This window comes from Paenibacillus xylanexedens (genome assembly GCF_001908275.1).
Lineage (GTDB): Bacteria > Bacillota > Bacilli > Paenibacillales > Paenibacillaceae > Paenibacillus > Paenibacillus xylanexedens_A.
This window is the reverse complement of the sequence record NZ_CP018620.1, coordinates 2,296,984-2,323,783: the sequence shown is the minus strand read 5'-3', so window position 1 is coordinate 2,323,783 and position 26,800 is coordinate 2,296,984. Positions and strand designations below refer to the sequence as shown.

The window sequence follows — 26,800 nt, the reverse complement described above, 5'->3', positions numbered from 1 at the left end:
CTTTCACGGAAGCTTAATCACAAGTCCAATCGGCAGCTTCTTCAGTTGTGCATCTTTGATGCCATTCAGCTTCTGCAGTTCTTTCCAGCGAGATCCATCTCCCAAATGGGCTTTGGCTACAGACCACAAGGAGTCTCCGGCTTTGAGAGTGACGGTCTTGGGCTGGATTTTTTCATTGGGCCGGGAGGCTTTGGTTTTTGTTTTCGAAGCAGCCGTATCCTTGCTGTCTTTGAGTGGCACTACTTTTTTGGCGGCATAAAAAATGAACTGCTTCAGCTTGATATCATACTGGATATCGCCCACCGTACCCGCAGTCTCCTTCCAGTCGAAGCTCTCAATGGAAACAGCCATATTAATGGTGTACCTTGCACTGGAAAAGAACAATCTGACGGGTCTACCCGTCTGCATCCAACGGATGATCTTTTTCACATATTCATAGGGATCACGGTAAAACTGCTTCTGAATTGCCGGATGTCTTGCATCGTAGTTCAGATGATACGGGCTGTAGTCTGCCGGAAAAATCCCGCTGAAACTGACTTCACGCAACTTCGGCGACTTAATCACGTTAATTTCACCCAAAGCGCTCACGTTAAATGTACTGCCGTCTCCCGAATCCGAAAACTCAATGCTCTCTGGTGTCACCGGGAAAAACATGTATTCAGAGCGGTTATTGAAGCTTAGTTGAATATAATATTCCACTTATCCATACACCCCCTGGGCACTGGAGACGATCTGACTGTTCAGTCCATCGGTGATTTTGCTGATGATGCTGTCCACATCATGTCCGCTGTTGATATCCCCTGTGGTGACCTGAACAGTTGGCGTCAGACTGACAAATCGCTGAATCGCCTGCATTTCTGCAAGCTCACGCATCAATTTCAAGTCCTCGCTGGTTACATCCACTGTTCCATCCACGTCACCGATCTTGTCCACCTGTCCGATATTGTTGATTTTGTTGATGTTACTCATGTTGTTATTGGGAACAACCGTGGGAGCAGGTGCAGTTGGTATCGATGGCATGGAAGGTGTTTTGGGAGTTGAGCCGCCGAAGTTTCCGGGTAATTTATCAGAGCCGTTGGGGAATAGGCCTTTGGTGGTATCCATTAAATCGTTCCCCTTGTCAAATCCCATATCAAATGCATCCTTATAGTCTGCAGAAGCGTCCATTCTCCACAGGCTAACAACGTCCTTCTGGCTCTCAGGAGCACTCGCTTCAAGGTCACTCATTAAACCCTGTATCTTACCGCTCATTGAATGAATGTTAGCATCATCCACTAGTTTAATACCGCCCCAATTAGTGCCAAAGATCTTATTCAGATAGGGTATTAATTTATTTATACCTCCGATCATCCAGTTGATCTGATCTTTAAAACCACCTGCAAAATCCTCAATTCCCTTTGTAATGTTGAACAGAATTTGAAGTACAATGAGTCCCATATCAACAAACAACTTTTGGAATGCATAGGCTGGATCTCTGAACACATTAATGACAAATTCGGCCCAAGACATGAAATAATTCAGAATGGATGCAAAAATTGATTTCATATACTCGTAAGCCATATAAAAATAACCTATAATCGCTCCCACCATATCCCCAGCTGTAACGCCACATAATTGCAAAATAAAGATGAGTCCTGCAATAGCACCAATGACAAGCAAGATAGGCCAGTTAGCTACCAACCATGCCACAGCCAGTGAATAAACCTGTGCAATTACAACTCCGAGCGTAATAATGATATTGGCTAGGAGCACTAAAGCAATGGCTGTTAATATAGGTCCGATGATAGCCCAATTTTCTTGCACAACTGTAGCAAAATTGATGAACCCATCCACGATAAATGCCACCACTTGAGCAATAATTGCGAAGGCCCCACCAATCCATTCGATGAAAGCACTGAACTGACCTGAGCTTATGGCTTCGTTTAATCGGTCAAGCACAGGAGATAAAACTTCCAAAGCTCTTGTCCCGATTTCAGATAGTATTCCATTGAACTGATTCACGAGAGCCGTCCATTTTTGCAATGGAGAATCCAGCATCGTATCAAAGGCTTCTTGTGTGTAACCTTGCATTTCAAGAACCGTCTGCAAACCTTGTATAAAACCATCAAGGTCTTTCGTCTGTATAAATTCATCCAATCCAGCTCCGTTTAATGCACTTTCTGGGATGTTAAATTGACTCGCCAAATCTCCGTTTTCTCCATTCATGGCACTAACAATGGCAGCAGACGCCTCGGACAGACTTTGTCCATCCGGTGACAACATACTCAGACGTTGAGTTAGTTGATTCAACTGATCTACCTGCCCTGTATTTTGTGCCAATGGCAAGAAGCCTAGAGAAGATTTGAGTGAATCGTTGACATCCTGGCCGCTCTTGGCGGCTTGCTCGCGATACTTATTATAGATTCCTTCCCCGAGCACCGGGTCTTGTGCAGCAACCATATAACGATATTTGAAGTCTTCTTGTTCAGCAGCCGCTTTTAACACGACACTTCCAGCGGACTTTACCATTTGCATCCACTTGGAGAGCTTGTTCAGATTATCACCTAACGAATCACTTGTATCATCAGCTGTATCCTCCAACTTTTCCATCAGATTAATCGTTACATTCATCTGTTGGTTGATTTGATTAAAGTGGTTGGATATGTTCGTTTGGTTAAATTGATTCAAATTAACATGGTTAATTTGGTTGAAGTTGTTCAAAATTTCGGTTGTTTTAACCTGAATTAGATTTAAGTTATTGATCAGATTATTTACGGATGGAGGATTGATTACATTGATACTTGTATCGGACATTCATTTCTCCCTCCTTTCCTTTTTATTTCTTCCGGGCACGGCTCTTGGACCGTTCTTTCTTCTCTTCCTCCACCCGGATGGAGATCATCGCATAGATCGCTGCTCGTTCTCGCATGGAGAAGGCCATTAACTCATGCGGCAAAATGTTTAATTCATGGAGAGCGTAATAAGCCAGATTGGCTTCGGAATCGCCCTCTTTAATTAGTTTTTTACGTCATCCACCAGTTCGTTCATGTCCTGATTGAAGCCGTTCAGCTTCTGGACCTGTTCGCCAAGCGAAGCAAATTCCCCAGGCAACAGCATTTTCCTCAAAAGTGATTCCGCCCCCATTACGCCATATGAACGTTGGAGTTCAGCATTTTTCAGATCGGGATAAACTACACTCGCGCTCATCAGACGGGCCATGTAATCATTTGCATCAATGTCGGGTGTGTAGACACCGTTCTTGCCCTTAATTTTGCGGGTAGCCGCTTTGCGGCATTCCTGGTTTTCGTCCTCGGTCATGCTACGCAGTTTCCAGGCAACCGGCTCGCCTTTCTCATCTTTAAATCGGGGGGAAACGATAAACTCCTCCGTTGTATCTGTTGCTGCATTTTGGGCAAAAAACATACTCAATCCACTCATGTATTGTTCCTCCTCTAAAGTTAGGTCCCCCGCCGCACGAAGCGGCGAAGAACAGTATTTTGACACGCCAAATAGCCCGTAATACAGGCAAGTTGAACAGGTTTCTTTTACAAACCCGCTGTAAATTTATACTCTTTATAAATCTCAAATCATTATGCTTTCCACGCTACATTACTTCGGCAGATTGAACGATACAGGCATATCGACATCTTCAAAGGTAAAGCTCACTTCTTCCTCCAACGCCTCCGCCTCGGTATCCAGGGATGCCATGATCACACTGTCGAGGTTGACGCCTTTGAGGGTAACGGTCTGTTTACCAATCGTGGAGGAAGGATCTTCGTTGGTCACTTCAATGTCGAAGTACGTGTCCACACCATTCTGCATGTACTGGAGCATCAGCTCGCGGAAACGGGATGTGGTATAAAAGATCGTCATGGAACCCGAGCCAGACCAACCGGTTGCTTTGTGCTGTATACCGCGGCGGCCCAGCGTTTTGACCTCTGCTTTTTGTTTCTCCACCGTTGCTTCCAGCGTCTTCACATAGAACATTTCTTCCGTCTGTCCGTTAATCGTTGCGTATGCGCGGCCTTCCTGGCCGGAGATCGTGTCGCTTGCTTTCAAAAATGCCATCTTAAACCACCTTCACTTTCATATATACTTTTTCAACGGAATCCACAGGTTGGACCTGAATCTCGATCAGAATACTGTCAGTTTCATGGCCCGGAGCAACAGTGATATCTGTTTTGGAATCAAAATTTTGAATCGCCCCAATATCCTGAAGCTGCTTCAGGTAAGTGACACATTGGGAACGGAACAGGCTGCGCCCATCTTCGTTATTGTTCACTTTGCCGATATAATAGGACTCGAAAATCCGTTTCATATCGTTAGCGATGCCATCGAGAACACGGACAACACGATTTTTGGCAAAATGACGTGCCTTATCCGGTGTCACGGAACGGAACGTATTTACATCCTGCTCCACCACCGCGCGGTTGCTGCTCGCCGTGAATACAAACTCGCCATTACGCAATGCTGCTTCTGTCTCGGTATGTGTCAATCTGCCATTCACATCCACGGCATCGTCATACGCACGGAACGTCAGGGATTCATTCAGATTAGCTCCCGCTGTCGCGCCGGCAGTCCATGCTACGGTTTGTTTCGGCGTAAGAACGGTACCGTCTGCGATCACAACACCATTTTTGACACTGATAATTCCTTCATGATCTGCAGCCGGATAATCGGACAGAATCAGTTGCACTTTTTTGCCCTCGATATCACGTAACCGCTTGATGTAAGCTGTGTAGACTGACTTGAGTGTGGCATCATCTGAGACCAGACCGATCGTGTTAAAATCTAGCACCTCTAGCTTGGTAAGAAACTCGGCATGCTCCTGGTTGGTTACTGTACCATCCAATCCACCTGTTAGTGGAAGTGACGCTGTAGCTGTGAGTACACCTTCACCAGTAAATGTGACGTATGCGTTGGATTCAAGAGCTTCGATGGTGGATGAAGTTTGTTTGTCCACTTCTTTACCCGCCAGCAAAGTGGAGACATCCAATTGTTCTGGTTCATTAATATTCGCGGAGACTACAACAGCCAGATCGTTACCACGCACACCGCCGTGTTGAGCCGTCACTGTCAGTTTGTCCAAGGTCGCCTTGGCTTTGGTACCTGTATTGAGTCGGTAAAGAAGCAAGGTCTGCGCCCGTTTCAATGCCTCGCGGATCAGCAGCATTTGCGGTGCTGTCCAGTCATAGCCCAATTTGGCTTGTACATCTTCACCTGCTTGTACCGTCATGATGGTGCCAGCTTGTCCCCATGACAATGGAAGGGCCAAAGCCACCGTTCCTCGCTCTCCTACCGTACCCGGCAATGCGCCCTCCGATGCAAAATTCATATATACGCCGGGGCGTACCTTGTTTTGTGTCGTCCATGTTCCTCCAGCCATTATTGTGCCTCCCCATTCATAAATTGTTGGATGTGTTGCTGTGCCTCTTGCAAAGTGTATGTTTGTTGTTCCAGCAGAACTGCTGCCAAGATATCTTTCTCCATCCGGCTAAATTGCTGCGATTCGGCGAACTGTGCTTTGCTGTATTTTTGATTGTTTTTCTGTTGAACTTCCGGTTTTTTAAGGTCTGGTTCTTTTTTCGTAAACATCGCCAATGCGCCTCCTATTCCTTTCATACAGATCCCCTCATTTGGTTAGTTATTCTCTTGTAGCTTTAAGTGCGGTGGGTCGCTGCTCCAGTTGTTGCATGGGAGTGGTGGACTCCGACACTTTAGTGGTTCGCATGGTATAGTACACCAGCATTCGCGGAGTATCATTCTCCGTCTCCCAACGCATCTCCGTTGCGCGATAGGGTGTGCCTTCCACGTCGATGGTTTCCAATGCTTCGAACAACTCGTCCGGTAGAGTTGCCGGGATATTGTCTGCGTCAAGCCAGCGGATTTCAAAGGCATAAGATTGCACGAAGCGATCGCTTCGTTCCCTGGTGAGTTGAGCGGATTGCAGACGGTAGGTGATGCCTTGGCTGTCCGGAGTGGGGTTGGTGGTGCTATTTGCCGGGTGGATCGGGACATTGGCGAAATACTTAGTTAACGTGTTTGCGATGGCTGTAGTTAGTTGGTTTATGGTCATGGTTCACCTCCTTCAAGGAATAAACAAATACTATTAATGCAGTATAATGATCGAAATAACTTCACCAAATAACAATTAATCGTAGGCCTCCCATTCAACTGCGTAATTTGAATATAAAACTGGAAGCGCAAATGATGTATCATTTACTCGTACACCGCTGCCATTATTGCCTGTGTACTCATAAACGCGGATGTAGTCTGTGCTGCTATTGAACTGATAAAGTCTATAATGACTGTAGAATGTGCCATTGGCTGTGGCAGTTGAGTTCATAGCTTGTGTATACGTAAACATCTGAATGCCGTTGACAGGAGCCCGTAATATAATAGTTTTCGGACGGAAACTGAGACCAGTTACAGTTACAAGAAAACCGGGCGTATTAGATGATTGTTCCCATACCATACCGGTGGATGTGCTAGCAGATGTAGTTGTCCCACTGGCGTACTTCTTTCCTGTGTAAATCTGACTTATCTTTGTCGCTAGCGTTGCATGTGTATCGCTGCCTAATGCTGCTACTCCCTTGCCAGTAATGGCGGCAGCAATACTTGCTTTCCCGCTACTGACAGATTGAAAAAGTGTGTCATAATCTGTTTGATTGAGCACACGTTTGAGTGTTGGAGTAAAAGCAACTCCACTAATGGTAGCGATTAGACCAGTGTCAAACATATAAATTTGAGGATTACTCCCACCAGCGAACCTCATAACTAATCCACGAGCACCGAAGTTTGAATGAGTGTTTTCATATCGGTAAATCGATCCATCTAAATAACAATTACTGCCGTACAAAGCTAAACCGTCAGAACTGGAAGAAAAGCCACCCCAGTTGTTGAATATGACTCTGCCCGTCAATGCACCGCCAGCCCTTGGCAAACTTGCATTCTTCGCATTTGTTTCAGCCGCAACCCTCGCATCCCTTACCGCCTTCTCCGTCGCAGCCACCGTCTCGGACGTACCATCCGTCTTGCTCGACAACTGCACCTTCCCTTTCTGCGTCAAAGACGCATCAGGAATATCCATTTGACTCACCACTTCACGAAGCGTATCCAAATCCGCTCGCGTCGCCACGCCTGCGTCAATCTTTTCAAAAATTCCATTAATACTCTCCCTGGTTACATTCTCGTTCCCCAAGGGCAGAGGTAATTTCAATCGATCTGTTTCTTGTGGCATTAAGCCCACACCTCCAGTTCATTCCACGTCAGTGACGCGGCGTCGAGTTCATCCCATGTTTTCTGCTTCTTGTCCAGATCGTCCCAGATCAGATAGCGATATTCATATTCCACGGCCATATGGGCCGGTTTCAATTCTTCGATGGCACGTTTGAGATCATCGATATTGGGCGGGATGCCCATCGTATCCACAAAGCTCACCGTAAAACTCCACGCTTCCGGCTGAAACGTCACATCCACTTTGCCCCCGGCATATGCCTCAGCTACATTCGCAACCAGCCTGCCCGAGAACTTTCCTGCCCCGCGCAGCTTAGACTCCACAACGGCACGTCGCTGGTCTACAGGCTTGAGACGATCTGTCTCAATACCAAGCTCCTGCTCCCAGAAGTCCAACCCCCACGTCGCTGTACGTACAAAAAACTGCTCCAATGTCTCATCCAGCGCCTGATACAGCAGATCCATCTCGGTTCCTTTGGCTTGCATATCCGCCTGCATCACACGGGAAGTCTCATAATAACTCGGCAAATACGAGAACAACTCCCGCCCTTTCTCACTCGTCAGTCCAACATCTGCAATAGAAGGAGCACTCATGCCCTGTCCCCTCCCTTCCTTTCACATCAACGTAGACAGCTTCGCTCAAATGCTGCGATCCCGAGCGGTGTACCTCTCTACCCAAGCATCCTTCTTGTCCGCCGCTTTTTTCATTTCCACTTGAACCGGACGCATTTTTAGGACATTCGCCATGTCTCACACTACCTCTGTCTCCACATCCGCACTTTGCATCCTCTACTACAACACTACTCATGCATATCCACCGTCCCCAGCACGGCGACCTGACTCGCGGTCATCTCGATATTCTGGTCGCTCACACCGTTCACGGTAAGCTCCGAATAGTCGATAATAGGCGGAATGTCCAGCAGGATCGCGGCAATGCGAGTGTAACGAACGAGTGGATCGGCAAAAGCCAACTGTTTCAGATACGCGGTCACCCCGCGTTCGATCAATGCCCGTACATCAGCGAGTGTCGCATCACTTGCCAGCGTCAGCTTCACCTGAATGTTCATCGGCACTTCCACGGCTGGCATCACGGACACCACTGGCCCCGCCGGTGCAACGCCTTCACCCTGTCCATCCTGCGTTGGATCTACGTACTTCTGCACCGCCGCTACCAGATCGGTGCCCGCAGCGCGTTTGTCCGTGTCCAGCAGATACAATCCCACCGTACCTGGCCCTTGCCACAACGGGATAACCCGCGTTGCACCAACACCGGGCACTTCACTGGCCCATTGCACATATTGTGCTTTGTTGCCGCTTGTCCCTTGGTTGCGGACTTTGGCATAAAAACGTTCCAGCAATGCCATATCTGCCTCAATATCTGCACCGCCTTTGATCACCTCTACGTTCGTGACAGAGGTAACGCCACTGACAGGTGTAGACAACACAGTTACCGTGCCCGCAGGCACATTACTCTCTTTTCCGGCAACAAGCGCTCGCACGCCTACCACCCCGGAACCATCTGCATCCAGTTCCAAACGTCCCACTGTCTCATATTCGAGCGAAGCTTCAGCAGACACTTCATCCGCGAGCGTAGCCACGACCGTACCCGCAGGTACCACTTTCCCCGGCGTACCAGCAAACCTCACAGTACCCTGCGCCGCCACCGCGGCCCGCCGTGTAATACCGTGCTCTCCCGCCCGCAGATCCAGCTCTTCCGAATGAAAATTTGGATCACTGCTCGCAGCCGTACTAGCAAACCCCCGCCGCAATAATTCCTGCGCCCACAAAGCCGCCTCAGACAGCATAAACGCAACCGGAGCCTCAGCATCCCACAAGAACGAACCCTCCGACTTATCCAGATCCGCGGGCAGACGATCCAGCATGCGCTGCATAATCTGTTCCTCCGTCTGGTCCTCCAAATAACGCGGAATCTCAGCCATCCCGTCAGATCACCTCACTTTCCAGAATAAACATCTCTTCCTGCACACTCGCCACCCGGCAGGAGAACATGCACTGTTCCCTATTCCAATCAAACGTGAACTGGTCTACCGAATCCGTGCGTGGATCAGTCAGCAACGTCTCCGTTACTATCCGGGTAATCTCACTTTCCATCACACCCCGACTGTCGCCCTGCCCCACCAGATCCTCCAGCTCCGAACCATAGTTCCGGGAATAGATCACATGTCTGTAACGTGGAGTTTTCACGGCCTTAATGCACCACTGCACCCAGGCTTCATGCCCACCAGCCGCAGCGACTTTGCCACTTGGAGTCAGCACAAAATCTCCTGCATCGTAATCGAATCGCCAGCTCCGCCCAAAGCGAACTTCTTCCGAAGCCGCCCCCGACAGATCCTCCTCATCCCCCCATACCACTCCCGTTTCCGGGAACAAACTAGGCATGCGCACTCACCACCTTACACAGCACCACAATGTCGTTACCGCCATTCACCCGCATCGCCAGCACGCGATCTCCCGCTTTTAATCCCTTACCAAGAGACCACACCGCTTCTTCCACTTCCTCTTCTTGCAAAAGAAACCGTCCCGTGCCCGTCGTTCCGCCGTTTGCCACGTCAGGTATACCGGAGATCGCGCCAGCAGCCTCGCGCTCCGGCAGTCCAAGCGTGCCCGGCAGCTCGGCCACGAGATAGTCCTGCACTTCGTGCTTGAAGTCGTCCAGCTTCACACCGGACGCCGTGATTGTACCCAGCACCGCACCCAGACCGCTAACGGCCTGACGGGAATGAGTGTTCATCGCCCCCCGCATCACATCGGCAAAATGCCCATAGGGATCTTCCTTATTCAAGGTAATACCTCCTTTTTACCAGTTCTACCGTACCCAGCTCCAGCGTCATCGTGCCCGGTCCAGCTGACAGATCACGGCTGACCGACATCACGATCAGCTTCAGACCTTTCAGCGTGACCGCATCTCCGGCGCGAATCGTATTGATATCCGGAGCGGAGATTGTAAACGTCTCCTGAATACCTGTCAGCTTGCTTTTTGCCAGCTTCTTCGCGGCGGCGGCTGTTTTCACCTGATCATCCTCGATCAGTTTTTGCAACGTACCTAGCTGCTCCGTATCACTCTGCTCAATCGCCAGCACTTTCGAAGGTACCTCTTTGCCACTACCACCGGACTCAGACGCTGCCATCACTTTTACTTTCGTGATCGCTCCTTCAAGCGTACGCATCTGCGTCAGATCGATGAGCCGATCCATCGCGTACACCTTCGTATTGCTGCCCACCTTGAACAGTAACAGCCCGCCGGGCGTCATCCGTGGATGATACAAATCTCCACCGGACTTGGCCGTTTCTTTCAGGTCGGCAAATATCATCGCAAAAATGGTCTGCGACCGATACACCGCCTTACCCAGCTTGGTCTTGATCTCCGGCAGAGCAGCCAGAGGAATTTTCCATTCCTTGGCGTACGCTTTAAGCCGCTGTACAGCGGTCTGATCCTTGGGAAACAGGAATTCGTCCTCTGATTTTTCAAGATAAATCATGCGGTCGTAGACCGTGAGGGACAAACGCTTGGTGCCACTATTGGAGCTTTCCGCCTCCCAAATGACCGCTGGATGCAGCAGATGTACCTTCGACTTTTCGCCAAAAGGAACCCCACTGATCCGCACCGCCATCCCCGGTGAAATGGCCGGCAGACCGGAAGATGCCGACACCGCCAGCCTTATGTTCGCCTGATAGGCGATCTGGTCGAGCGAATCCTTCAGCGTAATCGTCTCAACCAACTTGGTAATATCATATTTATCATCGACAATGACCTTGTAGGTCATGGCATCACCAGCTTTTGCCCCGGCTTGATCCGGTTTGGATCACTGCCAATGATTTTCGTATTGAGCTTGTAAATCTCGTTCCATTTGGAACTATTTCCGAGTTCAAGCTTAGCTATTTGGGACAAAGAATCCCCGGCTTTGACGGTGTACGTCTTGCTACTTTTTTTCAGATCGGTACGTGAACCGGACTTGCTCGCGGCTGCCCCTGAACCCACCTTTTCCACTTTGGAATCCCGCCAGGTTCGCAGGGTCAGGTCGAAATAAATATCTCCCGTCTCCCCGCCGCGAAAGCTCGAATTAAGCGAAACAAGAAATACAGGAACGTTCACTCCGTTTTCGGAGATGATGAAACGCAGTGGCTTTTTGGAGATGAGAAAAGTGTTCAACACATTCATCGCCACGCGTGGATCCAGAAAATATTTTTCATCCATGCAATAGGACGGATCATATCGTTTCGGAAAAAAAGAAGAGAAGGTGATCTCCTTCACCTTCTCCCCTTGTGCAAAATCAAACTCGCCATGCTCCAACATATTGACCGTTTCATATCCCTTAGATCTGGAAATATTAACTTCTTCAGGGTTTACCGGAAATTGAAATGGAGTATTGCCATCCTTCAACGTAAATGACATTTTGTTAGGACCAACTTTATCTTCAAGTACAGACATATCTGCGGCCTCCTTTCTGCTTAGGCCATAATTGTTTTGCGATTTTGCATCGCGCGGCGGAACTCATCAGAGATACGTTGCCCCACCTGATGAGAAACTGCGTCATAATCAATAGCGTTCTCCCGAACGGTCACTTGTACCGTACCCGGTGCAATATTCACAGCAATCTGGTTCGTCGTTACCGTTTTGAAATCCTTAAGGTAACCTGCCAGACTGCTCATCTGTTCTTCGGAAATACGCACTGTGAGCGGCGAAGCTTTCTCATTGGGTTGACCCGCGTTATTCATTGCTACCGCTTGGGATTGCATCACACTTGTTCCCATAAGACCCGCAGCCGTCGGTGAACCAAATCGATTGTTCATGTAGGCTTCTGGACCGGTGATCGATAGAACTGCCGGCCTGTATGGAGGCGACATCTGAGGTGCTATCGGTGGAGGGGGTGGTGTCTGCGTTGCTACAGGTGTTGAGGGTGACGTTATGACCGCTGTGGCTGGGGCGGCCTGCTCTTCCTTTTTAGATCCGAAACCAAAAAAACCTGCAACCCCATTGAACAAATTCGTCGTTTTCTCCGCCACGTAACTTGCTCCCTCAGAAGCAAATTTTGCTACTTTTGAGATGTCTTCCGCGTTGTTTTTTAGGAATCCACCTACCTTGTCACCCAGCCAACCGCCTGCCTTTTCACCCAGCCAACCGCCTATTGAACCGCCCAGCATGTTCCCAACCACCGGAATTGGAATTACACTGCCAAGTACGGTACCAATAGCTGTTCCTACTGCATTACCAGCAACCGAACCCACCGCACGAGCACGATCCTCAGGTGGGGCGCTTGCAAGTTCTTTAATATTGTTATACATACGGAGTGGTGCGAACAATTTTCCCGCTCCTTTAACGAGGTTGCCACCAAGCTTGCTTATGATGCCAGACCCACCACTGCCTCCTGCCCCACTTCCGCTTCCACCTCCACCAAAGAGACCTTTTACATCGCCCCACAATCCATCGAATCCACCGATCAAATCGGACCCTGCGGACGAGAAATCATTCACAAACTTTGCCCCACGTTTTGTAACCTTGAACGCCTTTTTCAATTTATTCCCCGGTGTGGCAGGTGTTGTGATTTCTTTCCATAGCTTCTTCCCACTATTTCTTGCATCAAAGACTTTCCCCACACCAGATGAGATTGATTTCCCACGATCAAACATACCTTTCATCTTCTGCAAAAAAGTTTTCGGTTTTTCCTCTTTTCCTCCTGCTGCAATATTAAGAGAATCCAGTTTGGCACTAAGCTTAAGAATTGATATCGTATTCGTATTTAAAGCATCCATCAGTGGCTGAGAATTTACATTAACGGATACTCCTGAGATTTGATGTCTGACTTTAAACTGTACTTTGGCTGTAGCGTGCAACAGCTTAGAACGAATCTGTTTCATTTTCCCAATCAAACCATGGAGTACTGGAGTAGCTTGATCATTAAGACCAATCGTTGGTGTGATTCTCAATCGACTCAAGCGTACAGCGGTACTATAGATACTTTCCAGTCTGCGCCCAGTCATTCTCAGCTCATTGTTTACTTTGATCAGTCCCTGATAGCGAACCCGGTTTAATCGGTCAGTGAATCGCTGGATTTGATCGAGGTAACGAAGTGTTGTCTTCATTTGTGTGTTGGATTTAGATAGACCTACAATCATTTCTGCCATTTTTTCACCTCCTGCCCTATTTCGTTATCGATTCATTTGCGAAGTTATCGCTGACATTTCCTCTTCCGAGAACGCAATTAACAACGAACGCTCCCCGCGTGGCAAAGACCAGAACTCTCCGGGCCGGAGATGATGACGTACCCACATGTGATACAGGAACGTGGTCATCCCGCCGGAGTGAATCAGTTTTTTAGGTCTTCAATCTCCACACCGAAGCCGGACAGCTCCAGCACTTTATCACCTACGGCATCCAATTCACCAGCCAGCAACATACGACGTACCGCCTGTTCGCCACCAGATAGCTTCATACGGCCAGTAATACGGGTATCCCCCCAGCCGGACAATTCCAGGCTGCGGACTTTTAATTTCACCGTTGCTTCAGAAATGAGCAGCGCATTAAACGTTTCGGTATCCACCTTTTCCTCGGTGCGGCCTTTGGTCGTTTTACGAATCGTACAACGTTCGCGAATGTGATCCACTTTGGAAGACGTCAGTCCACGCAAGGTCAACAGCAGATCCAGACGCTGAATGCGCACATTCTCCTCTGGCAAACGTTCTGCTGCTTCAAACAACTGATCCAAAATCTGTTCTTCGGACATATTTTCATTCATACTCATCGGGCGTTATCTCCTTCTTATTTCACAAATGGGTTTATCTATGCCAGCTTCCAAGCCTGTAGAGACAACAAAGAGACCGAGATCATCTCGGCCCGCATTGGTGTCCATATTAATATGAAGTAACTATGCAACCACGCTGGAGCAAACTAGCCCAATCACACGTGCCTATTTCAAAGTTTAGTTCGCCACAATCGGATTCAGCAACTCAAATCCTTCAAACGTAAAGCCCGTTTCCTCTGGTACTTCTTCGCCGGCTGTCCAGTTGGCAAGCTGGATTTTGTCCACCATGCAACCTCTCAGCAATACACTCTCATGTCCATACGATTCAGGGTCGTTCAGCTTGGAAATAATCTCGAATTTGGTGAAGCCGCGCTGGATCATATCGGAAGTGACTTTGTAGCCGGTCATCGTGCCTGTTCCTTTTTTCGCGCCATTTTTGTGCACCTTCCAGTCGTTACCGACCAGATTCAGCTCACGCTTTTCAATCTCCACACTCGCTTCCAGCTTGTTAATGTTTGTCTGCCACACACCATCGATATGCAGCTGACCATGGGTACCGAGAATTACTCTTGACGCATCCAACATATATTTTCCTCCTTGGGTTGGTTGAACTAATCAATATTACACGGTATAACTCCGCAGTCAGAACAATCTTCCGATCGCTGTTATCCCCAGATTTTTTTGATTCCTTTTCAAAAAGGGAAAATCCGGTGATAAAGGCGAGCGCTTCGCTTCTTCAGATTTTTTCTGCCCTCTCCGTTATCGTGTAAACCATCAGTTCAACATATAGTAATTATTCTAGAAACCTTATTGCACGTAAAATGTACCAAACAACTGCTCCATCACATCCGTCAGCTTCACATTCCATTGCAGGAATACCTGATCTGCTTCCGGTTTGAGAACTGGTGCCGCGCCATAATACGCCGGGTCAAGAATGACATCATAACCGTCAGCTTCAATAACATTGCTCTGTGCGAGCAACGCCAAATAGGCCTTCATGGCACTAATCAGTGCCTGACGACCCTCTTCGGTATTGTTTACTTTACCGATGTACGTATCTTCTGCGGAGCGCTGCAAATCCGTGTTGATGGCGTCCAACACACGAATGGAACGGATTTTTTTCCACGCATTATTCTGTCCAGCGGCCGGAGTTACAAGTGTGTTTACACCGCGAAGTGCTTTCACCTGACGTCCATCATGGAAGAAAATAAATACGCCATTCTGTACCGCCTGCTCCTGTTCTGCACGCGTCCAGCGACGTGTCACATCATCGAACGGAGTAGCTGCATAGGTTGTGGATTGGTTCAGACGTTGTCCAGCGATCAGTCCTGCAACATAGGCGGACGTTTCCGCGGAGCTGTAGAATGCATCTCCAAGGCGCACGCCTGTACCGACATTAATCACACCTTCATGGTTCAGCGCAAGCGAACGTGATGCTGCTTTTTGTGCTGCTGTAGCAGAGGTATCGTCCGCTGCGGAACCGCCAAATACAGCCACCACCGGTTTACCTTCACTACGCACACGTTTCACCCATGCCGCAAAACTCGCAAGCAGAGGTGCATCTGCCGCCTGATCCAAAGCCAAGACGTCGAATTGCTCCCCTTCCAGCGCACCCTGTACTGCAATGTACTCCGCATTGGTCAGGTCATCGTTGCCACTTACGCCGCCTTTGAATGCCGCACCCGCAACGGTAGCAACCACGCCAGTACCATCGCCAATCGCCTGAGCCGTTACCCAGACATTTTGTTCATCCGCGTTAATCTCTTTTGCCAGAGATGCTGCTGTAATATCCGCTGTCAGGAGCGCATACAACATCCGGTTACCTTCGAAGAGACGCACTTCATGCTTCGTATTATCAATCACACCTGGCTGGATGGTAACGTAGAATCCATTTGCACGATCCCCCGGATACTTCGCGTCCAGTTGCAGCACATTGGCATCACTGCTGTCCTTCAAGGTAAGCGTGGCTACTTTGGCCGCAGCACTTGCTACCCGATAAGCGAGCAACTTCTTCGGCCCACCCAACAGGGCGAGCTTCAAGGACGTATAAGCCGTGCCGTTGTCCAGCACATTCGCCGCATAAATACGTTCAATCGCTGCTTCGCTCCCTACCTCAACAAAAGTTCCTACCGGTCCCCAGTTGGCCTTAATTGGCACAACGACTGTTCCCCGCGTACCTGCTTGAATGGCCGAAGATGCTGCCGCCTGAAAATTCATATATAAGCCCGGAAGGACCGGACGATTCGTTTGCTCCCAAGTTCCACCTGCCATTATCCCTTCACCTTCGCTTTCATAAATTGGTTAATTCGTTCTTGCGTTTCTTCAATGGAAAACGTCTCTTGCGCCGCTTCGTACAGCGCACCGTACAGCACCTCTGCCTTAACGGCAAAGAGGGCTTCTGCATGATTCATCAGTTCTGCCCTTGTATACCGCGGGGCTGTCTGTTTGCTTTTTTTCACTGAGCTTGCCATTGCCATCTCACCTCATTTGATGTACTACTAAATTTGTGAACATTGATCTTTAAACTTGACCTATGAATTTTCGATCCTATGAACCTATGAATTTGAAGCTACAATGTTGAAGCTATATCCATCATCTCAAAGCTATAATCTGGAACCACTCTTAAAAGTGCATGTTCAAAAAGATCGGTTTTCAGTACCGAGAAGATGGGATGAAGTTAGAAATGGAGTAGCAGAGCGTAGGGAAAACTACGTGAGCAACTACATGTTTCCGAAGGAAAAAATCATCGTAAGCATATGCTTTTTCGGCTGAATTCCATATTCGATGCTGATGATGCCGTTAGGCATCCTTTGTAATCAAAAGCGGGCTTTTTGAACAACCTCTAATAGAAGGTTCCTCTCGACTAACGTTTACTCCATACCTTTGCTATGGTGAATCTCACGGATGAAAGGTACATTCGTACCCGGACGACGAATCCGCTGTTGCAACGTCAGGCGAATCTGACCATTCAAATACGCATCCGTCTGTAAATCTGCCGTGACTTCATCCACTGTGATATATCGCGTGTTACCTTCGTGCTCTTCACCACCCGTTTCAATTACGGCAAGTCGAGCTTGCACTGCAAGTTGCTCGACCAACCGATTAACGGTATGGCGGGTTAACACCGACTGATGGGTGAGCACATGCCCAATCCACTGTTGTCGAACTTCCAATGCCGAAGTCCCCGCCACAGACGTGCTACATCCAGCCAATCGCCATAACACAGACGGCATCTCATATCCTCCGGGCCAGGCATCACCATATATCGACCAATTCGAGCCAAGCTCCTGCAGTGTCCAGCCTTGAAGCGCAGCTAACCACGCGTCGCCTGTTTCAGCGAGGACAGCTCCCGAGTCTTCGGGAACATACACTCCGAACCGTAGACTGCGCGTAAGCATTCCAGACCCTGCATCCACCCGATCGCTATCTGAAGAACCCAGATAGATACAGGTGAATGCCCCACCTGCTTCATCCACCAGCCTTACCTGGTGCAACCCCTCGATTAGATGGGCTGACCAAGCTTCCACTTGTTCAGCACCACCGTCTTCCGGACGAGCGTATGGTGAGATTTTAATAATCCTTCGATATCCCGCCCAAGCAGACTTAGGCACCTCTTCGGCAAACGCAACCACGGCACAAGGCCCAGCCAACACTTCTCCTGACGCGGGTACATCCAGCACACGGCCGTCCCAATCTGGAACAAGTACCGCGAGCTTGTGTTTCAGCGTTTTTTTAATGAGCGTACTCATTTTACTGGTGCTCATGGCAGTGCTAATCTCATTTCTCATAGACACATTCATTTCGCCCCCTTTGGCTGCAAATTTGAGTTCTGCCCACACCGTGCAGCGACAATGCAGCAGCAGTAGACTCCCCCTTTTAACTCAGAGTCTGTATTGCTATCGAACCAGTACCAGGACTACATTCACCGCATCAAAAAGACCGGCCACCTGGCCGGTCTGTACATTAGCGTATGTGCTTTCGGTGCGTCCCTTGTTATTGATCCGATAATACAATCTTACACCCTTTCATTCCTAGCGCGGATGGTGTTCCGTACGACTTCGGTGCGATTAAGGGAGACGTTCGGGTGGAAAAAAGACGATTCTGGAATCATCATTTTAAAGAATATCTAAGTAAGCTTTAGATCAATTAATTGATAAATTTATCCAAATATATTAAAATTTCATTATCAAATTCATTGTCGCTTACGTAAAAGAAGGAGAAATACCTATGAGTAAAACTTTCAAGATCACTTCACTTGTCATCTTAGCATTTATACTCGGGATATCCTGCTGGGCTTACTTCGGACTGCTTGGTAATCCGCTCAAGAAAAATGATGCTGAACAACAGGTAACCACTTACCTGATTGAGCAGAAAGGTTATTCACCCGCACAGCTTATCGAAGTACAAGGTACCTACTCTTCAAAAAGCTCAGAAGCACCTTACGGTGCCTCAGTAACATTCGCGGATGAACTCGAAGCGAAGTATCAATATATCATTTTTAACAACGGCGAGATTAAGCAGTACAGTCATACCAGTGATTACCCTAAACATGAGGAGCCCATGGTGAGATAACAGTTTAGTTCAGCGTAACCTGCGGGTTCAACGTAATCTCAAATGCACGCCCCCAGATGAAATCGGGATTCGCATATTCCAGCAGCACACTGCCATACGTCGCATAGGACAATTCGTCATTACAGATCTGCTTAATCGCCACATTGCCTGTCTGGAACGCTGTTTTATTCGCAAGCGCCGTGGTATAAGTCTGCATCAAATCACGGAGCAATGTTTGCAAATATGCATAGTCTTCCTCTGAGTTGAACAGCAACATATTTTGGTCTGAAAGGGTAGCCACGTTGGTATACAGTGCATGGGCTCGGGAATATGTGCGGATGTCTGCAATCGCTACCGCTTTGTAGTAATAATCCTTCAGGAAACGCTTAAACAACAACGAGCCATGCGCGTTCATCGCATCTCGCAATTTGTGCTCATGCTTCTCTGTTGTAATCAACGCGTACCTCGACTGCCCCATACCTACAGCAATACCGATCTTGTTACCTGGTGTATTCCATGCACTGTATCCCAGAACCCGTCCGGTATATGGACTGTTGAGCAATGCTTCGGCAACATCAACATTGGCTGGTCCTTTACCCACAAAATCAATCAATACCGAAGGCAGACCTTGCTCACTATTCAGCGTCAATTGCTCCAACGCAGCCTGCACCTGATCCAGAGCCGTAATGGCGATAATCTCAATGTCGATGCCCGTGTTCTCCCCGGAATTTCCCGGATGCCCCTTCGTCATACGATCCAGTTCGGAGGTCATGTCAAACGGGACAACTTGATCGGCTGCTACAGCCACTAGCTGTTCATTTTCCAAGCCAGCACCCACATCCGTCACCACCTCCGGTTCAGGATATGCCGAATCCGCTACAAGCACACCACCTACAATATCCACATGACGAACCACATTCTCGTGTACATCCATGTATTCATACGTGTTAATGATGGTATTGCCGTGAGGACCAAAATATTTCACTGCGTAACGTGTCCTCGCCCCGCCTCGGAACAACTGGTTTGCCATGCGAGCGACCAAAGCGTGCCCCAAACCATCTGCATCCGGCAAAATGATAGCACGATCCGGATTTTGCCCATTGGTTCCACCCAGCCATTCATTGATCCGCGCTTCTACATATTTGATTTCATTGATCTGAACACCCTGCGTGTTGGCATCGTCGACTCCAACTGCGAGGAAATCGATATAACCTGTACGAGCCAGCTGATCCAGAATGTACAGATTTGTTTTGAATTTATGCTGTCTTGTATTGTAATACTGTTCTTTATCAAAATAGGTCGTTGTCCCATATTCCACTCCATCCGGGGACAGGTTATAACCTTCGATAATATCCTCAAACTCAGTGTATGTCTGACGTGGCTGCTGCATCAATGCACGGGACTCATTATATGCATCAAGCGCCAAGCCATCTGCAAACGAGGTCGTAGCCAAACGCATGATGGTGTCCATTACGAATACGGGTTTGCGTGGATATTTCTGCTTGATCACGCGAATCACATCCAGCATACGCGTGGTCTCATTATCGTATTCTGGATAGGCGCCTCCCCCATCTTCGCGGAGCTGACGACTGCCAATCAGACCGCCATAAGCGAGCATATCGGATGAGATAATGAATCCGTCGACCTTGGCAGCATGTTTCAGAATAAAGTCGTGAATCTTGGACGGTTTGCCATACACCGGCGTGGAGGTGCCGAGCAGCGTTGTGCCATCTACGGTTTTCTCCGAGTCCAGACGATTCTTAATATCACTCAGATTCGGTGTAACGATATGGATACCGGCTGCTTTCCCTTGCACAATCACATCATCCAGATTCGCTGGACGATCATCCAGTGGAACATACAATACTGTTTTCATATCACGTAGCCTCCTGTTATCTATATAAGTTGAACTACAGAATATTTACACTTGCCACTTCGATGACAGAACAACCTTCCGATCGCTGTTATCCCCGGATTTTCTTGATCCACTTATATAAAGGTAGAAATCCGTGGATAAAGGCGCACGCTCCGCTTCTTCAGGTTATTTCTGTCCTCTTCGTTCTCGTGTAAATCGTTAGTTCAACTTATATATCTAGTCTTTAATACCCGATCAGGGCAAGGATGCAATCACCGAATTTAAGAACCGGCTCCATGGCCGGTCTGTACGTTAGCGTATGAGCTGTCGGTGTGTCTTCCTTGCTGCTGATCCGATAATACCATTTTACCGCCTTTTCCCACTCGCGCTGATGGTAATCGGGATGAATTACGCATGAATGTAGTCGTCTATATGGCGGTTAAATGCCGGTTTTAATCTGAATAAAACTAAAGGATGTCTTCCAATTCAAGCAAGTTATAAGATGATGGATGTCAGAATAGTGGGTTCCAGTGTCCAAAAAGCTTGAAGTCCCAGCCCGCTAATTCTGGCGAATGGATAGATCATTTTCTAAGGAACACAAGACGTCTCAGATTCGTTAGCGCCCCTCCACCCTCTGCTCCAACCGTAAGCCGCGAAAATGACTCCGAATCCCGCCGGAACAGAGCTTTTCATAGGAAAAACATCCACGTTTGCGGTAACGTCTTGGCACTTGCTCACGCACGTAAACGTGGGCCCCTGCTCCCACAGACTCAGGAAGCTGTGCGCTTACCTGCTCCGAATACGTACGAATCCGCTACGGCTTCCAGTAGCTTTGAAGATACGCTCCAGAGTCTCCAATAAAACAAGCACCTGCCAGCTTTGGCAAGTGCTCGTCATTTTGGTTCTATATCGTTTTTTTCCATATTGTTGGTTCCATTTACGCGATGATATAACGAAAATTCTCCCATGTTTCTGGTACGGGCTCCCCGTTCTTGGCATGATGATAGAAGCTGAACGGGAATTTGAATACATGACCTCCGTTCCAGTCACGGGAACGTCTGTCGGTGAGCCAATATTCCAGTTCATGAGGGAGCGCCACTGATCGTTCCGCTCGTTCCAGTGGCAGCAGGTCTACGGGTGATTGTAATGTCGGCATCTCTTGTTCAATATCCACATCTCGGCTTAAGCGTAGTGCCTTCACCATGGTAAGGAAAGGCGGGATGCCTTTGTGGAATAATGCCGGATAACCCAATTCATATAATATGTTAAGCGCATGTCCGTAGGTGAGCATATGACCAATCAGGTCATGATGCGCCTCCGCGTGATATATGGTCTGGAAAGCACCAAGCTCATCCAGAATCAGGCGTGACAACTGCGTTGGATCTTTGATCTCAGGGAAACCATCGCTTTTTTCTGGCTTCAGACTGCGGATTTCTTTCATCGTTGTGTTCATCCAGGATCTTCCCGGGATGGTTCGATCGAATGAATCGATCAGTTCAACCAGCCGAACAATATCCTCCGCAGTGCCCCATCCATCCAGTTCGCGAATAGCTTTCAGGCTGATTGCCCCATAGATGGCCTGATGTCCAACCCAGTGCAGCTCTCCAATCGTTCGATCCAATGCGTCCGTAATACACGCTTCGGCATCTTCCCTGGGCATCATCTCACCAATCGGAGAGGTCTGACCACGGCTGATTCCATGCTGGCGAAGCATGGCTTTTGCTTCGGCCGTAACACTGCCGGCGGCAAGGGCAGTGAGACGATTTTCCCGTAACCAAAAATATGCCGCAATCGCACCCGCCCCATAATGGGCGTGCCACAGATCTCCTGTACGCTCCCGACTGGAAACGATAATCGCTAGTCCTTCTTCCAACAAACGTCGATCCAAGCTTGCCACCACCCTTCATTATATGTAAACCCATCAGAGAAACTACCCTGGAATGAATAAATAAAGCGTTTACTTCTATAACATGATGGAAATGCTCCACATATGCCCGTTTTGCCCCCGAATGCAAAGTTTAGCCGATTCGAAGCCTGCCCACGTCACGAATGGACACTTCCAGCGGATAGATCTCTGCTTTTTGCTTGGAGAAAAACCACGTCCGATCCTTCTTCACCACAATAAATAAACCATGTACATCTCCTACAGGAGCAAAGGTATCACTCACCTCACCCCAGCGCGTGAGTCCAATCCGCTGAAGCTCATTCACCGTAGACAGAACATCCTCCGTCACCAGTCCAACTTCACACACCTGTAATATATCTTGAGTCGAGAAGTCATGGTCACTCTCGTTTTGAATACGATGATGAGCAATCAGCTCAATAATATTGCCTGCCGGATCTTCAAAATAGAGAGAATGAGAGTTCCAGTTAGCAGAGTACGTCTCATCCCGATCTCCTTCTCTGCTTAAAACAACACGTGATGCAGCCCACTGCTTCGCTTCCTTGAACCGATTCGTCGGAATCGACCAGGCCACATGATAAAAGGGCTCACGATCTGTTTCACCCTGTTTGAAAATCATCTTTGTCCTTCCAACCTGCAGGTTGAAGGCCTGATCTGTCGCATTGGACACCTCCATTCCCAACGTATCACGATAAAAATGCTTGAGGTCCTCCAACCGTGTTGTATATAACTGTAATTCTTCAATCATCATACGGTCTTCTCCTGCATCTCCTCCCACTGACTCCACGGCACCATGCCAAGTTCAGGCTTCGCTTCATCCGGGAGCATGGCGATGAATTCAAGCAAATGACCATCCGGATCGTTAAAATATACAGATACCGCAGGCATCCAACCGAAGACGTACAATTCACCGATATCATCATTCAGGAAGTTCTGTGTCTTGATCCCTTTGTTCTCCAAGTGAGCCACCGCGTGTTTCATATCCTCCAGAGATACATGAAAAGCAAAGTGCTGACGTTTCACCTCGGAAGGATCCTTTTGCCACAATCCCAGCATGGCATTGCCTTTTTCACCTATCCAGTAGAAGGAGTTCCCACGTTCTTTTTGCCCATAGGCATGGGATAAACCCAGGACCGTTTCATAGAAATGATGGGATCTCTCCAGATCGGTCACGTTTAGATGTGTTTCAAATATGCCTGTAATCATAATGCTCAACCTCTTTTCCTTTTCCGATTTTTCATCTTCCTTGGTTCTCAACTCATGGTAGAATTCCGCGCATTCGTTAACGTCTGGGCCAGATTTAAAAACGATCCAATGACTCGCTGCACCCGGTCCTCTATATCCTGACTGCCTTCGTACTCTTCATATCCGTCAAATGTCGCTTCGAATCGTCTGCGCTGCGCACCACCAATAGATATCCACTCCTGGGCATTGATGCCATGCAGATTGCGAACAATCGCTTGCAGTTGTAAAAGCGAACTTACCCCCACCGCTCCACCAGAGGAGCTGATGGACAGGACGGGCTTGCCGCTGAAATGAGCCTGACTCAGGTGATCCAATGCATTTTTGAGCACACCGCTAATACTGCCGTGATACTCTGGTGTAGACAAGATGATCGCATCAGCCGCGAGCATACGTGTATTCAGGTCTGCCAGATGTTCATGATCCGCTTGTTTTTCATCTGGTGCGTAGAATGGAAGTGGTGTCTGATACAGATCAAACAGGCTGGCCTGATGTCCCTGACCGCGAATAATCTCCACAGCATACTCTCCCAGACGTGTACTGGTTGCATTGTTCCGATTGCTTCCTGCCAAAATAACAATATTCATTCATGTCACTCTCCCTGGTTTTTTAATAATTCAAACTCTCATGTTTCAACCGATCTGTTATTTCTACTCTCATCTTACCTTTCTTTTGCATCCAAATCGTCAGCAGATAGACTTAACTTGAAATACTAAAAAACTCAACCTTTAGGTTGAGTTTATACGACTTAAGTATGAACATATGTCGGAATTGGTCACACGACCCAGCCATTTCTTACGGCATGAAGAGCCGCTTGCGTCCGATCTGCTAGTCCCAGTTTGTCGAGCAGATGACTGACATGGGTTTTGACCGTTTTTTCGGTGATGACCAATTGAACTGCAATTTCCTTGTTGCTCAATCCTTGAGCAATTAGCCCCAAGACTTCTTGTTCACGGCGAGTGAGCATATCCAGTCCGCCAAGAGACGCTTCAGTTAATTTCCCCTTCTGCTTTGGCTCCTGATGTTGACTGTCTGCTGACTGATCTGTCGGTATATGCTGTGGTTGCTGTTCATTTATGGACCAATCGGATGAAGCCATCACATGCATCAATTGACCTGCTGCGTCAGGATGCAATTCCACCTGACCTGCATGCACATTGCGAATAGCTACAGCCAGATCTTCCGGTTCAATATCCTTGAGTAGATATCCTTTCACCCCTGCACGCACAGCAGGAACCACATGATCCTGATCCGAAAACGAGGTGAGCACAATGATTCGCGTTGCTGGCAATAACGTGCGCAGCCTTCTGGCTGTTTCGATTCCATCCATGACCGGCATATGCAGATCCATTAATACCACGTCAGGTTTTAACGCTTCCGCCTCAGCCAGTGCTTCCTGTCCGTTCGATGCTTCGCCCACAACCTTCATGTCTTGCTGTGTTGTCAAAAAAACGTGCAGCCCCCGTCTCACCATCGCATGATCATCTGCGAGCAAAATCGTAATCGGCATCTCTTCTTCCCCCTGACTTTATACAGATTCGAACGGAAGTGGAATGACTGCCGTTACTGTCGTTCCCTTACGGGAAGAACTCACTATTTCTAAGCTGCCTCCGAGCGATTGAGCCCGTTCCTTCATAATGGACAGGCCAAGGGAGCTTCCAGACGACGCTTTTGGCCTGTTCGCACCACCTTTTCCCTGATCTGTGACAGTGAGCACCACTTCATGATTACTTAACTTGAGGGTGACCTCAACAGAAGGAACATCCGCGTGTTTCCGTACATTATTCAGCGCTTCCTGTCCGATTCGCCACAATGCTTCTTCTATATTACGTGGTAAAGACCGCATTCCCGTCCGATTCGTCACCACTTGAAGCCTCTGGCTGGTGCCGTATTCCTGTAGTGCATGGAGCAGCCCTGCTTCCAGTCCCGCGGGACGGAGCTGCATAATCAATGCGCACATTTCCTTGAGAGCCTCCTGAGATAAAGCCCGAATATCCTTCATCGCTTCCGCTGCCGGGTGCAACTGCTCGGAGCCGGATAACATACTTTCCGCGCCTTTAGCCGTTAACGATAGTGAAAATAAAATCTGATTAACCGAATCATGCAGATCGCGAGCCAACCGGTTTCTCTCTTCCATTCGTGCAAGTTCGCGGCGATTCTCCGCCAGCTTCAGACTCTCCCATGAGGCCGCAATATGTTCGGCCAATGCCTCCAGCACTTCACGGTCCGCCTGTGCAGGACCTGATGTTCCTATTCCGATCACCAGAATTCCCGTTTCTCCCGGCGTATGGTACGGAAGTGGAGCAGCAATTCCCGAGGCAATGGAATTCGTAGTCTGGTCAGGCTTGCACAGGGTAAATATCTCAGCGATCTCTGTCCCAGACAGAGATGTTACACGATGACTATTGATTACATGGTTAATGTGGCTCGTCACTTCGGAAGATAACGGAGTACTTGATAACGTTCGAACCGTATCATTTGCATAGGCTGCCTGCAAAACGAACATTCCGCTTTTCTGCTGAATGATTGTAGCAAAAGGCCAATCATAATGCTGCCCAAGCAGCTGTACAACTTTTAAACAAAAAGCCTCAGAATTGGTGCATTCGTTCACTGCAAGACCCAAGGCCGTGCTGAACTCCCCCAGCTTGGCATACAGATCAGCTCGTCGCTGCTCCGTGCGATACAATCTCATCCGCTCTACCGCACTACCAATCTGGTACGCCACGCCCTGTAACAGCGCCAGTTCACTGTCGCTGAAATGTTCCTTGGCTGGCGCAGCCACGTTGAGCAGGCCGAGCATCTTCTCACCTGACCTTAACGGGACGGTTGCATGGTGGGTAATATCATGGGTATCTCCCCATTGGAATTCCACCGCATCCTCCAGCCGTTTACAGTTAATGATGTTAACCGCATGATTGAGTTGACCATCCTTAAAGCGGTTCACACACCAGCAGGTACCCGTTCGCATGGGCTCCTTATCTTTACGCAGTAATGCCGGGGGCAGATTGTAATCCGAAACACAGGTGTATTCTCCACGTTCATTAATCAGAAACATCCAGCCTGCCGTTAATCCGGTCAACTCCAGTAATTTGCCGACCACGGTATCCAGCATTAAGTTCAGATCATTGGACGTATTGAGCGTTTCCGCGATTGTCTTCAACGTGACCATTTCCTGCATTCCGACTTCTTCCGACATGGCAGACTTCTCTCCTTTGGCTGATGCCAACTGTGGTTTGTTCAACTATTGTAACCAATCCACCTTGGATATTAAAG

The 26,800-nt window shown here is 48.4% G+C and carries 28 protein-coding genes; 1 reads left to right on the top strand and 27 read right to left on the bottom strand.

The window, feature by feature from the left end:
* Positions 1-3 precede the first annotated feature (3 nt).
* The 20 genes from BS614_RS10135 to BS614_RS10035 form a co-directional block, all read right to left on the bottom strand.
* The gene (locus BS614_RS10135; RefSeq protein ID WP_074093888.1) at positions 4-699 is read right to left on the bottom strand and encodes a LysM peptidoglycan-binding domain-containing protein; all 696 of its coding nucleotides are present in this window, start codon (positions 697-699) and stop codon (positions 4-6) included.
* Complete coding sequence (locus BS614_RS10130; RefSeq protein WP_074093887.1) at positions 700-2,793, bottom strand: phage tail tape measure protein; 2,094 nt, start codon at positions 2,791-2,793, stop codon at positions 700-702.
* Positions 2,794-2,994: 201 nt separating this feature from the next.
* Positions 2,995-3,417 (bottom strand): phage tail assembly chaperone, encoded by a 423-nt coding sequence (locus BS614_RS10120; protein ID WP_036611390.1) that lies wholly within the window; start codon positions 3,415-3,417, stop codon positions 2,995-2,997.
* A 171-nt stretch (positions 3,418-3,588) separates the two neighbouring features.
* A complete protein-coding gene (locus BS614_RS10115; protein WP_074093885.1) occupies positions 3,589-4,047 on the bottom strand; it encodes a phage tail tube protein in 459 nt (152 codons plus the stop codon).
* A gap of 1 nt (position 4,048) precedes the next feature.
* Entirely contained in the window at positions 4,049-5,365 is a 1,317-nt protein-coding gene (locus tag BS614_RS10110; RefSeq protein WP_074093884.1) for a phage tail sheath family protein, read from the bottom strand.
* Positions 5,365-5,574, bottom strand: coding sequence for a YqzN/YkzM domain-containing protein (locus tag BS614_RS10105; RefSeq protein WP_074093883.1), 210 nt, complete (start codon positions 5,572-5,574; stop codon positions 5,365-5,367). Before BS614_RS10105 ends, BS614_RS10110 begins: the two co-directional genes overlap by 1 nt.
* 49 nt (positions 5,575-5,623) lie before the next feature.
* Positions 5,624-6,055 carry a phage tail terminator family protein gene (locus BS614_RS10100; RefSeq protein ID WP_074093882.1) on the bottom strand — a complete coding sequence of 144 codons (432 nt, stop codon included), beginning with the start codon at positions 6,053-6,055 and terminating at the stop codon, positions 5,624-5,626.
* A 75-nt stretch (positions 6,056-6,130) separates the two neighbouring features.
* Positions 6,131-7,219, bottom strand: a complete 1,089-nt coding sequence (locus BS614_RS10095) for a tail fiber protein (RefSeq protein ID WP_074093881.1) — start codon at positions 7,217-7,219, stop codon at positions 6,131-6,133.
* Positions 7,219-7,809, bottom strand: a complete 591-nt coding sequence (locus BS614_RS10090) for a YmfQ family protein (RefSeq protein ID WP_074093880.1) — start codon at positions 7,807-7,809, stop codon at positions 7,219-7,221. Before BS614_RS10090 ends, BS614_RS10095 begins: the two co-directional genes overlap by 1 nt.
* Before the next feature lie 206 nt (positions 7,810-8,015).
* Complete coding sequence (locus BS614_RS10085) at positions 8,016-9,155, bottom strand: baseplate J/gp47 family protein (RefSeq protein ID WP_074093879.1); 1,140 nt, start codon at positions 9,153-9,155, stop codon at positions 8,016-8,018.
* A gap of 4 nt (positions 9,156-9,159) precedes the next feature.
* Positions 9,160-9,615, bottom strand: coding sequence for a DUF2634 domain-containing protein (locus BS614_RS10080; RefSeq protein ID WP_074093878.1), 456 nt, complete (start codon positions 9,613-9,615; stop codon positions 9,160-9,162).
* On the bottom strand, positions 9,608-10,018 hold the full coding sequence (locus tag BS614_RS10075; RefSeq protein WP_074093877.1) for a hypothetical protein: 411 nt from the start codon (positions 10,016-10,018) through the stop codon (positions 9,608-9,610). Before BS614_RS10075 ends, BS614_RS10080 begins: the two co-directional genes overlap by 8 nt.
* Positions 10,011-11,000 carry an XkdQ/YqbQ family protein gene (locus tag BS614_RS10070; protein ID WP_074093876.1) on the bottom strand — a complete coding sequence of 330 codons (990 nt, stop codon included), beginning with the start codon at positions 10,998-11,000 and terminating at the stop codon, positions 10,011-10,013. The genes BS614_RS10075 and BS614_RS10070 overlap by 8 nt, the downstream gene beginning before the upstream one ends.
* Positions 10,997-11,629, bottom strand: a complete 633-nt coding sequence (locus tag BS614_RS10065; protein ID WP_074096777.1) for a LysM peptidoglycan-binding domain-containing protein — start codon at positions 11,627-11,629, stop codon at positions 10,997-10,999. The genes BS614_RS10070 and BS614_RS10065 overlap by 4 nt, the downstream gene beginning before the upstream one ends.
* A 56-nt stretch (positions 11,630-11,685) precedes the next feature.
* Positions 11,686-13,359 (bottom strand): hypothetical protein, encoded by a 1,674-nt coding sequence (locus BS614_RS10060; protein WP_074093875.1) that lies wholly within the window; start codon positions 13,357-13,359, stop codon positions 11,686-11,688.
* A gap of 182 nt (positions 13,360-13,541) precedes the next feature.
* A complete protein-coding gene (locus BS614_RS10055) occupies positions 13,542-13,976 on the bottom strand; it encodes a phage tail assembly chaperone (protein WP_017690174.1) in 435 nt (144 codons plus the stop codon).
* A 177-nt stretch (positions 13,977-14,153) separates the two neighbouring features.
* Positions 14,154-14,561, bottom strand: a complete 408-nt coding sequence (locus BS614_RS10050) for a phage tail tube protein (protein WP_036611426.1) — start codon at positions 14,559-14,561, stop codon at positions 14,154-14,156.
* Between the two features lie 222 nt (positions 14,562-14,783).
* Positions 14,784-16,247 carry a phage tail sheath subtilisin-like domain-containing protein gene (locus tag BS614_RS10045; RefSeq protein WP_074093874.1) on the bottom strand — a complete coding sequence of 488 codons (1,464 nt, stop codon included), beginning with the start codon at positions 16,245-16,247 and terminating at the stop codon, positions 14,784-14,786.
* Positions 16,247-16,447 (bottom strand): YqzN/YkzM domain-containing protein, encoded by a 201-nt coding sequence (locus BS614_RS10040; RefSeq protein WP_017690177.1) that lies wholly within the window; start codon positions 16,445-16,447, stop codon positions 16,247-16,249. Before BS614_RS10040 ends, BS614_RS10045 begins: the two co-directional genes overlap by 1 nt.
* A gap of 399 nt (positions 16,448-16,846) precedes the next feature.
* The gene (locus tag BS614_RS10035) at positions 16,847-17,770 is read right to left on the bottom strand and encodes a hypothetical protein (RefSeq protein ID WP_157116063.1); all 924 of its coding nucleotides are present in this window, start codon (positions 17,768-17,770) and stop codon (positions 16,847-16,849) included.
* Positions 17,771-18,203: 433 nt separating this feature from the next.
* Here BS614_RS10035 and BS614_RS10030 point away from each other — a divergent pair, with 433 nt between their 5' ends.
* Positions 18,204-18,548, top strand: coding sequence for a YfjL-like protein (locus BS614_RS10030; protein WP_074093873.1), 345 nt, complete (start codon positions 18,204-18,206; stop codon positions 18,546-18,548).
* A gap of 4 nt (positions 18,549-18,552) precedes the next feature.
* Here the strand turns inward: BS614_RS10030 and BS614_RS10025 are convergent, their stop codons facing one another.
* The 7 genes from BS614_RS10025 to BS614_RS09995 form a co-directional block, all read right to left on the bottom strand.
* Positions 18,553-20,403: a DUF4127 family protein gene (locus BS614_RS10025; protein WP_074093872.1), complete on the bottom strand. Its 1,851-nt coding sequence runs from the start codon at positions 20,401-20,403 to the stop codon at positions 18,553-18,555.
* Positions 20,404-21,319: 916 nt separating this feature from the next.
* Complete coding sequence (locus tag BS614_RS10020) at positions 21,320-22,279, bottom strand: hypothetical protein (RefSeq protein WP_074093871.1); 960 nt, start codon at positions 22,277-22,279, stop codon at positions 21,320-21,322.
* Positions 22,280-22,400: 121 nt separating this feature from the next.
* On the bottom strand, positions 22,401-23,036 hold the full coding sequence (locus BS614_RS10015; protein ID WP_074093870.1) for a VOC family protein: 636 nt from the start codon (positions 23,034-23,036) through the stop codon (positions 22,401-22,403).
* Entirely contained in the window at positions 23,033-23,491 is a 459-nt protein-coding gene (locus BS614_RS10010) for a VOC family protein (protein ID WP_074093869.1), read from the bottom strand. The genes BS614_RS10015 and BS614_RS10010 overlap by 4 nt, the downstream gene beginning before the upstream one ends.
* A 47-nt stretch (positions 23,492-23,538) precedes the next feature.
* Positions 23,539-24,114 carry an NADPH-dependent FMN reductase gene (locus tag BS614_RS10005; RefSeq protein WP_036611439.1) on the bottom strand — a complete coding sequence of 192 codons (576 nt, stop codon included), beginning with the start codon at positions 24,112-24,114 and terminating at the stop codon, positions 23,539-23,541.
* 188 nt (positions 24,115-24,302) lie between these two features.
* Positions 24,303-25,037, bottom strand: coding sequence for a response regulator (locus BS614_RS10000; RefSeq protein WP_074093868.1), 735 nt, complete (start codon positions 25,035-25,037; stop codon positions 24,303-24,305).
* 18 nt (positions 25,038-25,055) lie between these two features.
* Positions 25,056-26,768 (bottom strand): GAF domain-containing sensor histidine kinase, encoded by a 1,713-nt coding sequence (locus BS614_RS09995; RefSeq protein WP_244898294.1) that lies wholly within the window; start codon positions 26,766-26,768, stop codon positions 25,056-25,058.
* Between the last annotated feature and the right edge of the window lie 32 nt (positions 26,769-26,800).

Coding starts and splice junctions, on each gene's coding strand:
- BS614_RS10130 (WP_074093887.1), bottom strand. CDS start 2,793: ATGTCCGATACAAGTATCAATGTAATCAATCCTCCATCCGTAAATAAT.
- BS614_RS10120 (WP_036611390.1), bottom strand. CDS start 3,417: ATGAGTGGATTGAGTATGTTTTTTGCCCAAAATGCAGCAACAGATACA.
- BS614_RS10115 (WP_074093885.1), bottom strand. CDS start 4,047: ATGGCATTTTTGAAAGCAAGCGACACGATCTCCGGCCAGGAAGGCCGC.
- BS614_RS10110 (WP_074093884.1), bottom strand. CDS start 5,365: ATGGCTGGAGGAACATGGACGACACAAAACAAGGTACGCCCCGGCGTA.
- BS614_RS10105 (WP_074093883.1), bottom strand. CDS start 5,574: ATGTTTACGAAAAAAGAACCAGACCTTAAAAAACCGGAAGTTCAACAG.
- BS614_RS10100 (WP_074093882.1), bottom strand. CDS start 6,055: ATGACCATAAACCAACTAACTACAGCCATCGCAAACACGTTAACTAAG.
- BS614_RS10095 (WP_074093881.1), bottom strand. CDS start 7,219: ATGCCACAAGAAACAGATCGATTGAAATTACCTCTGCCCTTGGGGAAC.
- BS614_RS10090 (WP_074093880.1), bottom strand. CDS start 7,809: ATGAGTGCTCCTTCTATTGCAGATGTTGGACTGACGAGTGAGAAAGGG.
- BS614_RS10085 (WP_074093879.1), bottom strand. CDS start 9,155: ATGGCTGAGATTCCGCGTTATTTGGAGGACCAGACGGAGGAACAGATT.
- BS614_RS10080 (WP_074093878.1), bottom strand. CDS start 9,615: ATGCCTAGTTTGTTCCCGGAAACGGGAGTGGTATGGGGGGATGAGGAG.
- BS614_RS10070 (WP_074093876.1), bottom strand. CDS start 11,000: ATGACCTACAAGGTCATTGTCGATGATAAATATGATATTACCAAGTTG.
- BS614_RS10065 (WP_074096777.1), bottom strand. CDS start 11,629: ATGTCATTTACGTTGAAGGATGGCAATACTCCATTTCAATTTCCGGTA.
- BS614_RS10060 (WP_074093875.1), bottom strand. CDS start 13,359: ATGGCAGAAATGATTGTAGGTCTATCTAAATCCAACACACAAATGAAG.
- BS614_RS10055 (WP_017690174.1), bottom strand. CDS start 13,976: ATGAGTATGAATGAAAATATGTCCGAAGAACAGATTTTGGATCAGTTG.
- BS614_RS10050 (WP_036611426.1), bottom strand. CDS start 14,561: ATGTTGGATGCGTCAAGAGTAATTCTCGGTACCCATGGTCAGCTGCAT.
- BS614_RS10045 (WP_074093874.1), bottom strand. CDS start 16,247: ATGGCAGGTGGAACTTGGGAGCAAACGAATCGTCCGGTCCTTCCGGGC.
- BS614_RS10040 (WP_017690177.1), bottom strand. CDS start 16,447: ATGGCAAGCTCAGTGAAAAAAAGCAAACAGACAGCCCCGCGGTATACA.
- BS614_RS10030 (WP_074093873.1), top strand. CDS start 18,204: ATGAGTAAAACTTTCAAGATCACTTCACTTGTCATCTTAGCATTTATA.
- BS614_RS10025 (WP_074093872.1), bottom strand. CDS start 20,403: ATGAAAACAGTATTGTATGTTCCACTGGATGATCGTCCAGCGAATCTG.
- BS614_RS10015 (WP_074093870.1), bottom strand. CDS start 23,036: ATGATGATTGAAGAATTACAGTTATATACAACACGGTTGGAGGACCTC.
- BS614_RS10010 (WP_074093869.1), bottom strand. CDS start 23,491: ATGATTACAGGCATATTTGAAACACATCTAAACGTGACCGATCTGGAG.
- BS614_RS10005 (WP_036611439.1), bottom strand. CDS start 24,114: ATGAATATTGTTATTTTGGCAGGAAGCAATCGGAACAATGCAACCAGT.
- BS614_RS10000 (WP_074093868.1), bottom strand. CDS start 25,037: ATGCCGATTACGATTTTGCTCGCAGATGATCATGCGATGGTGAGACGG.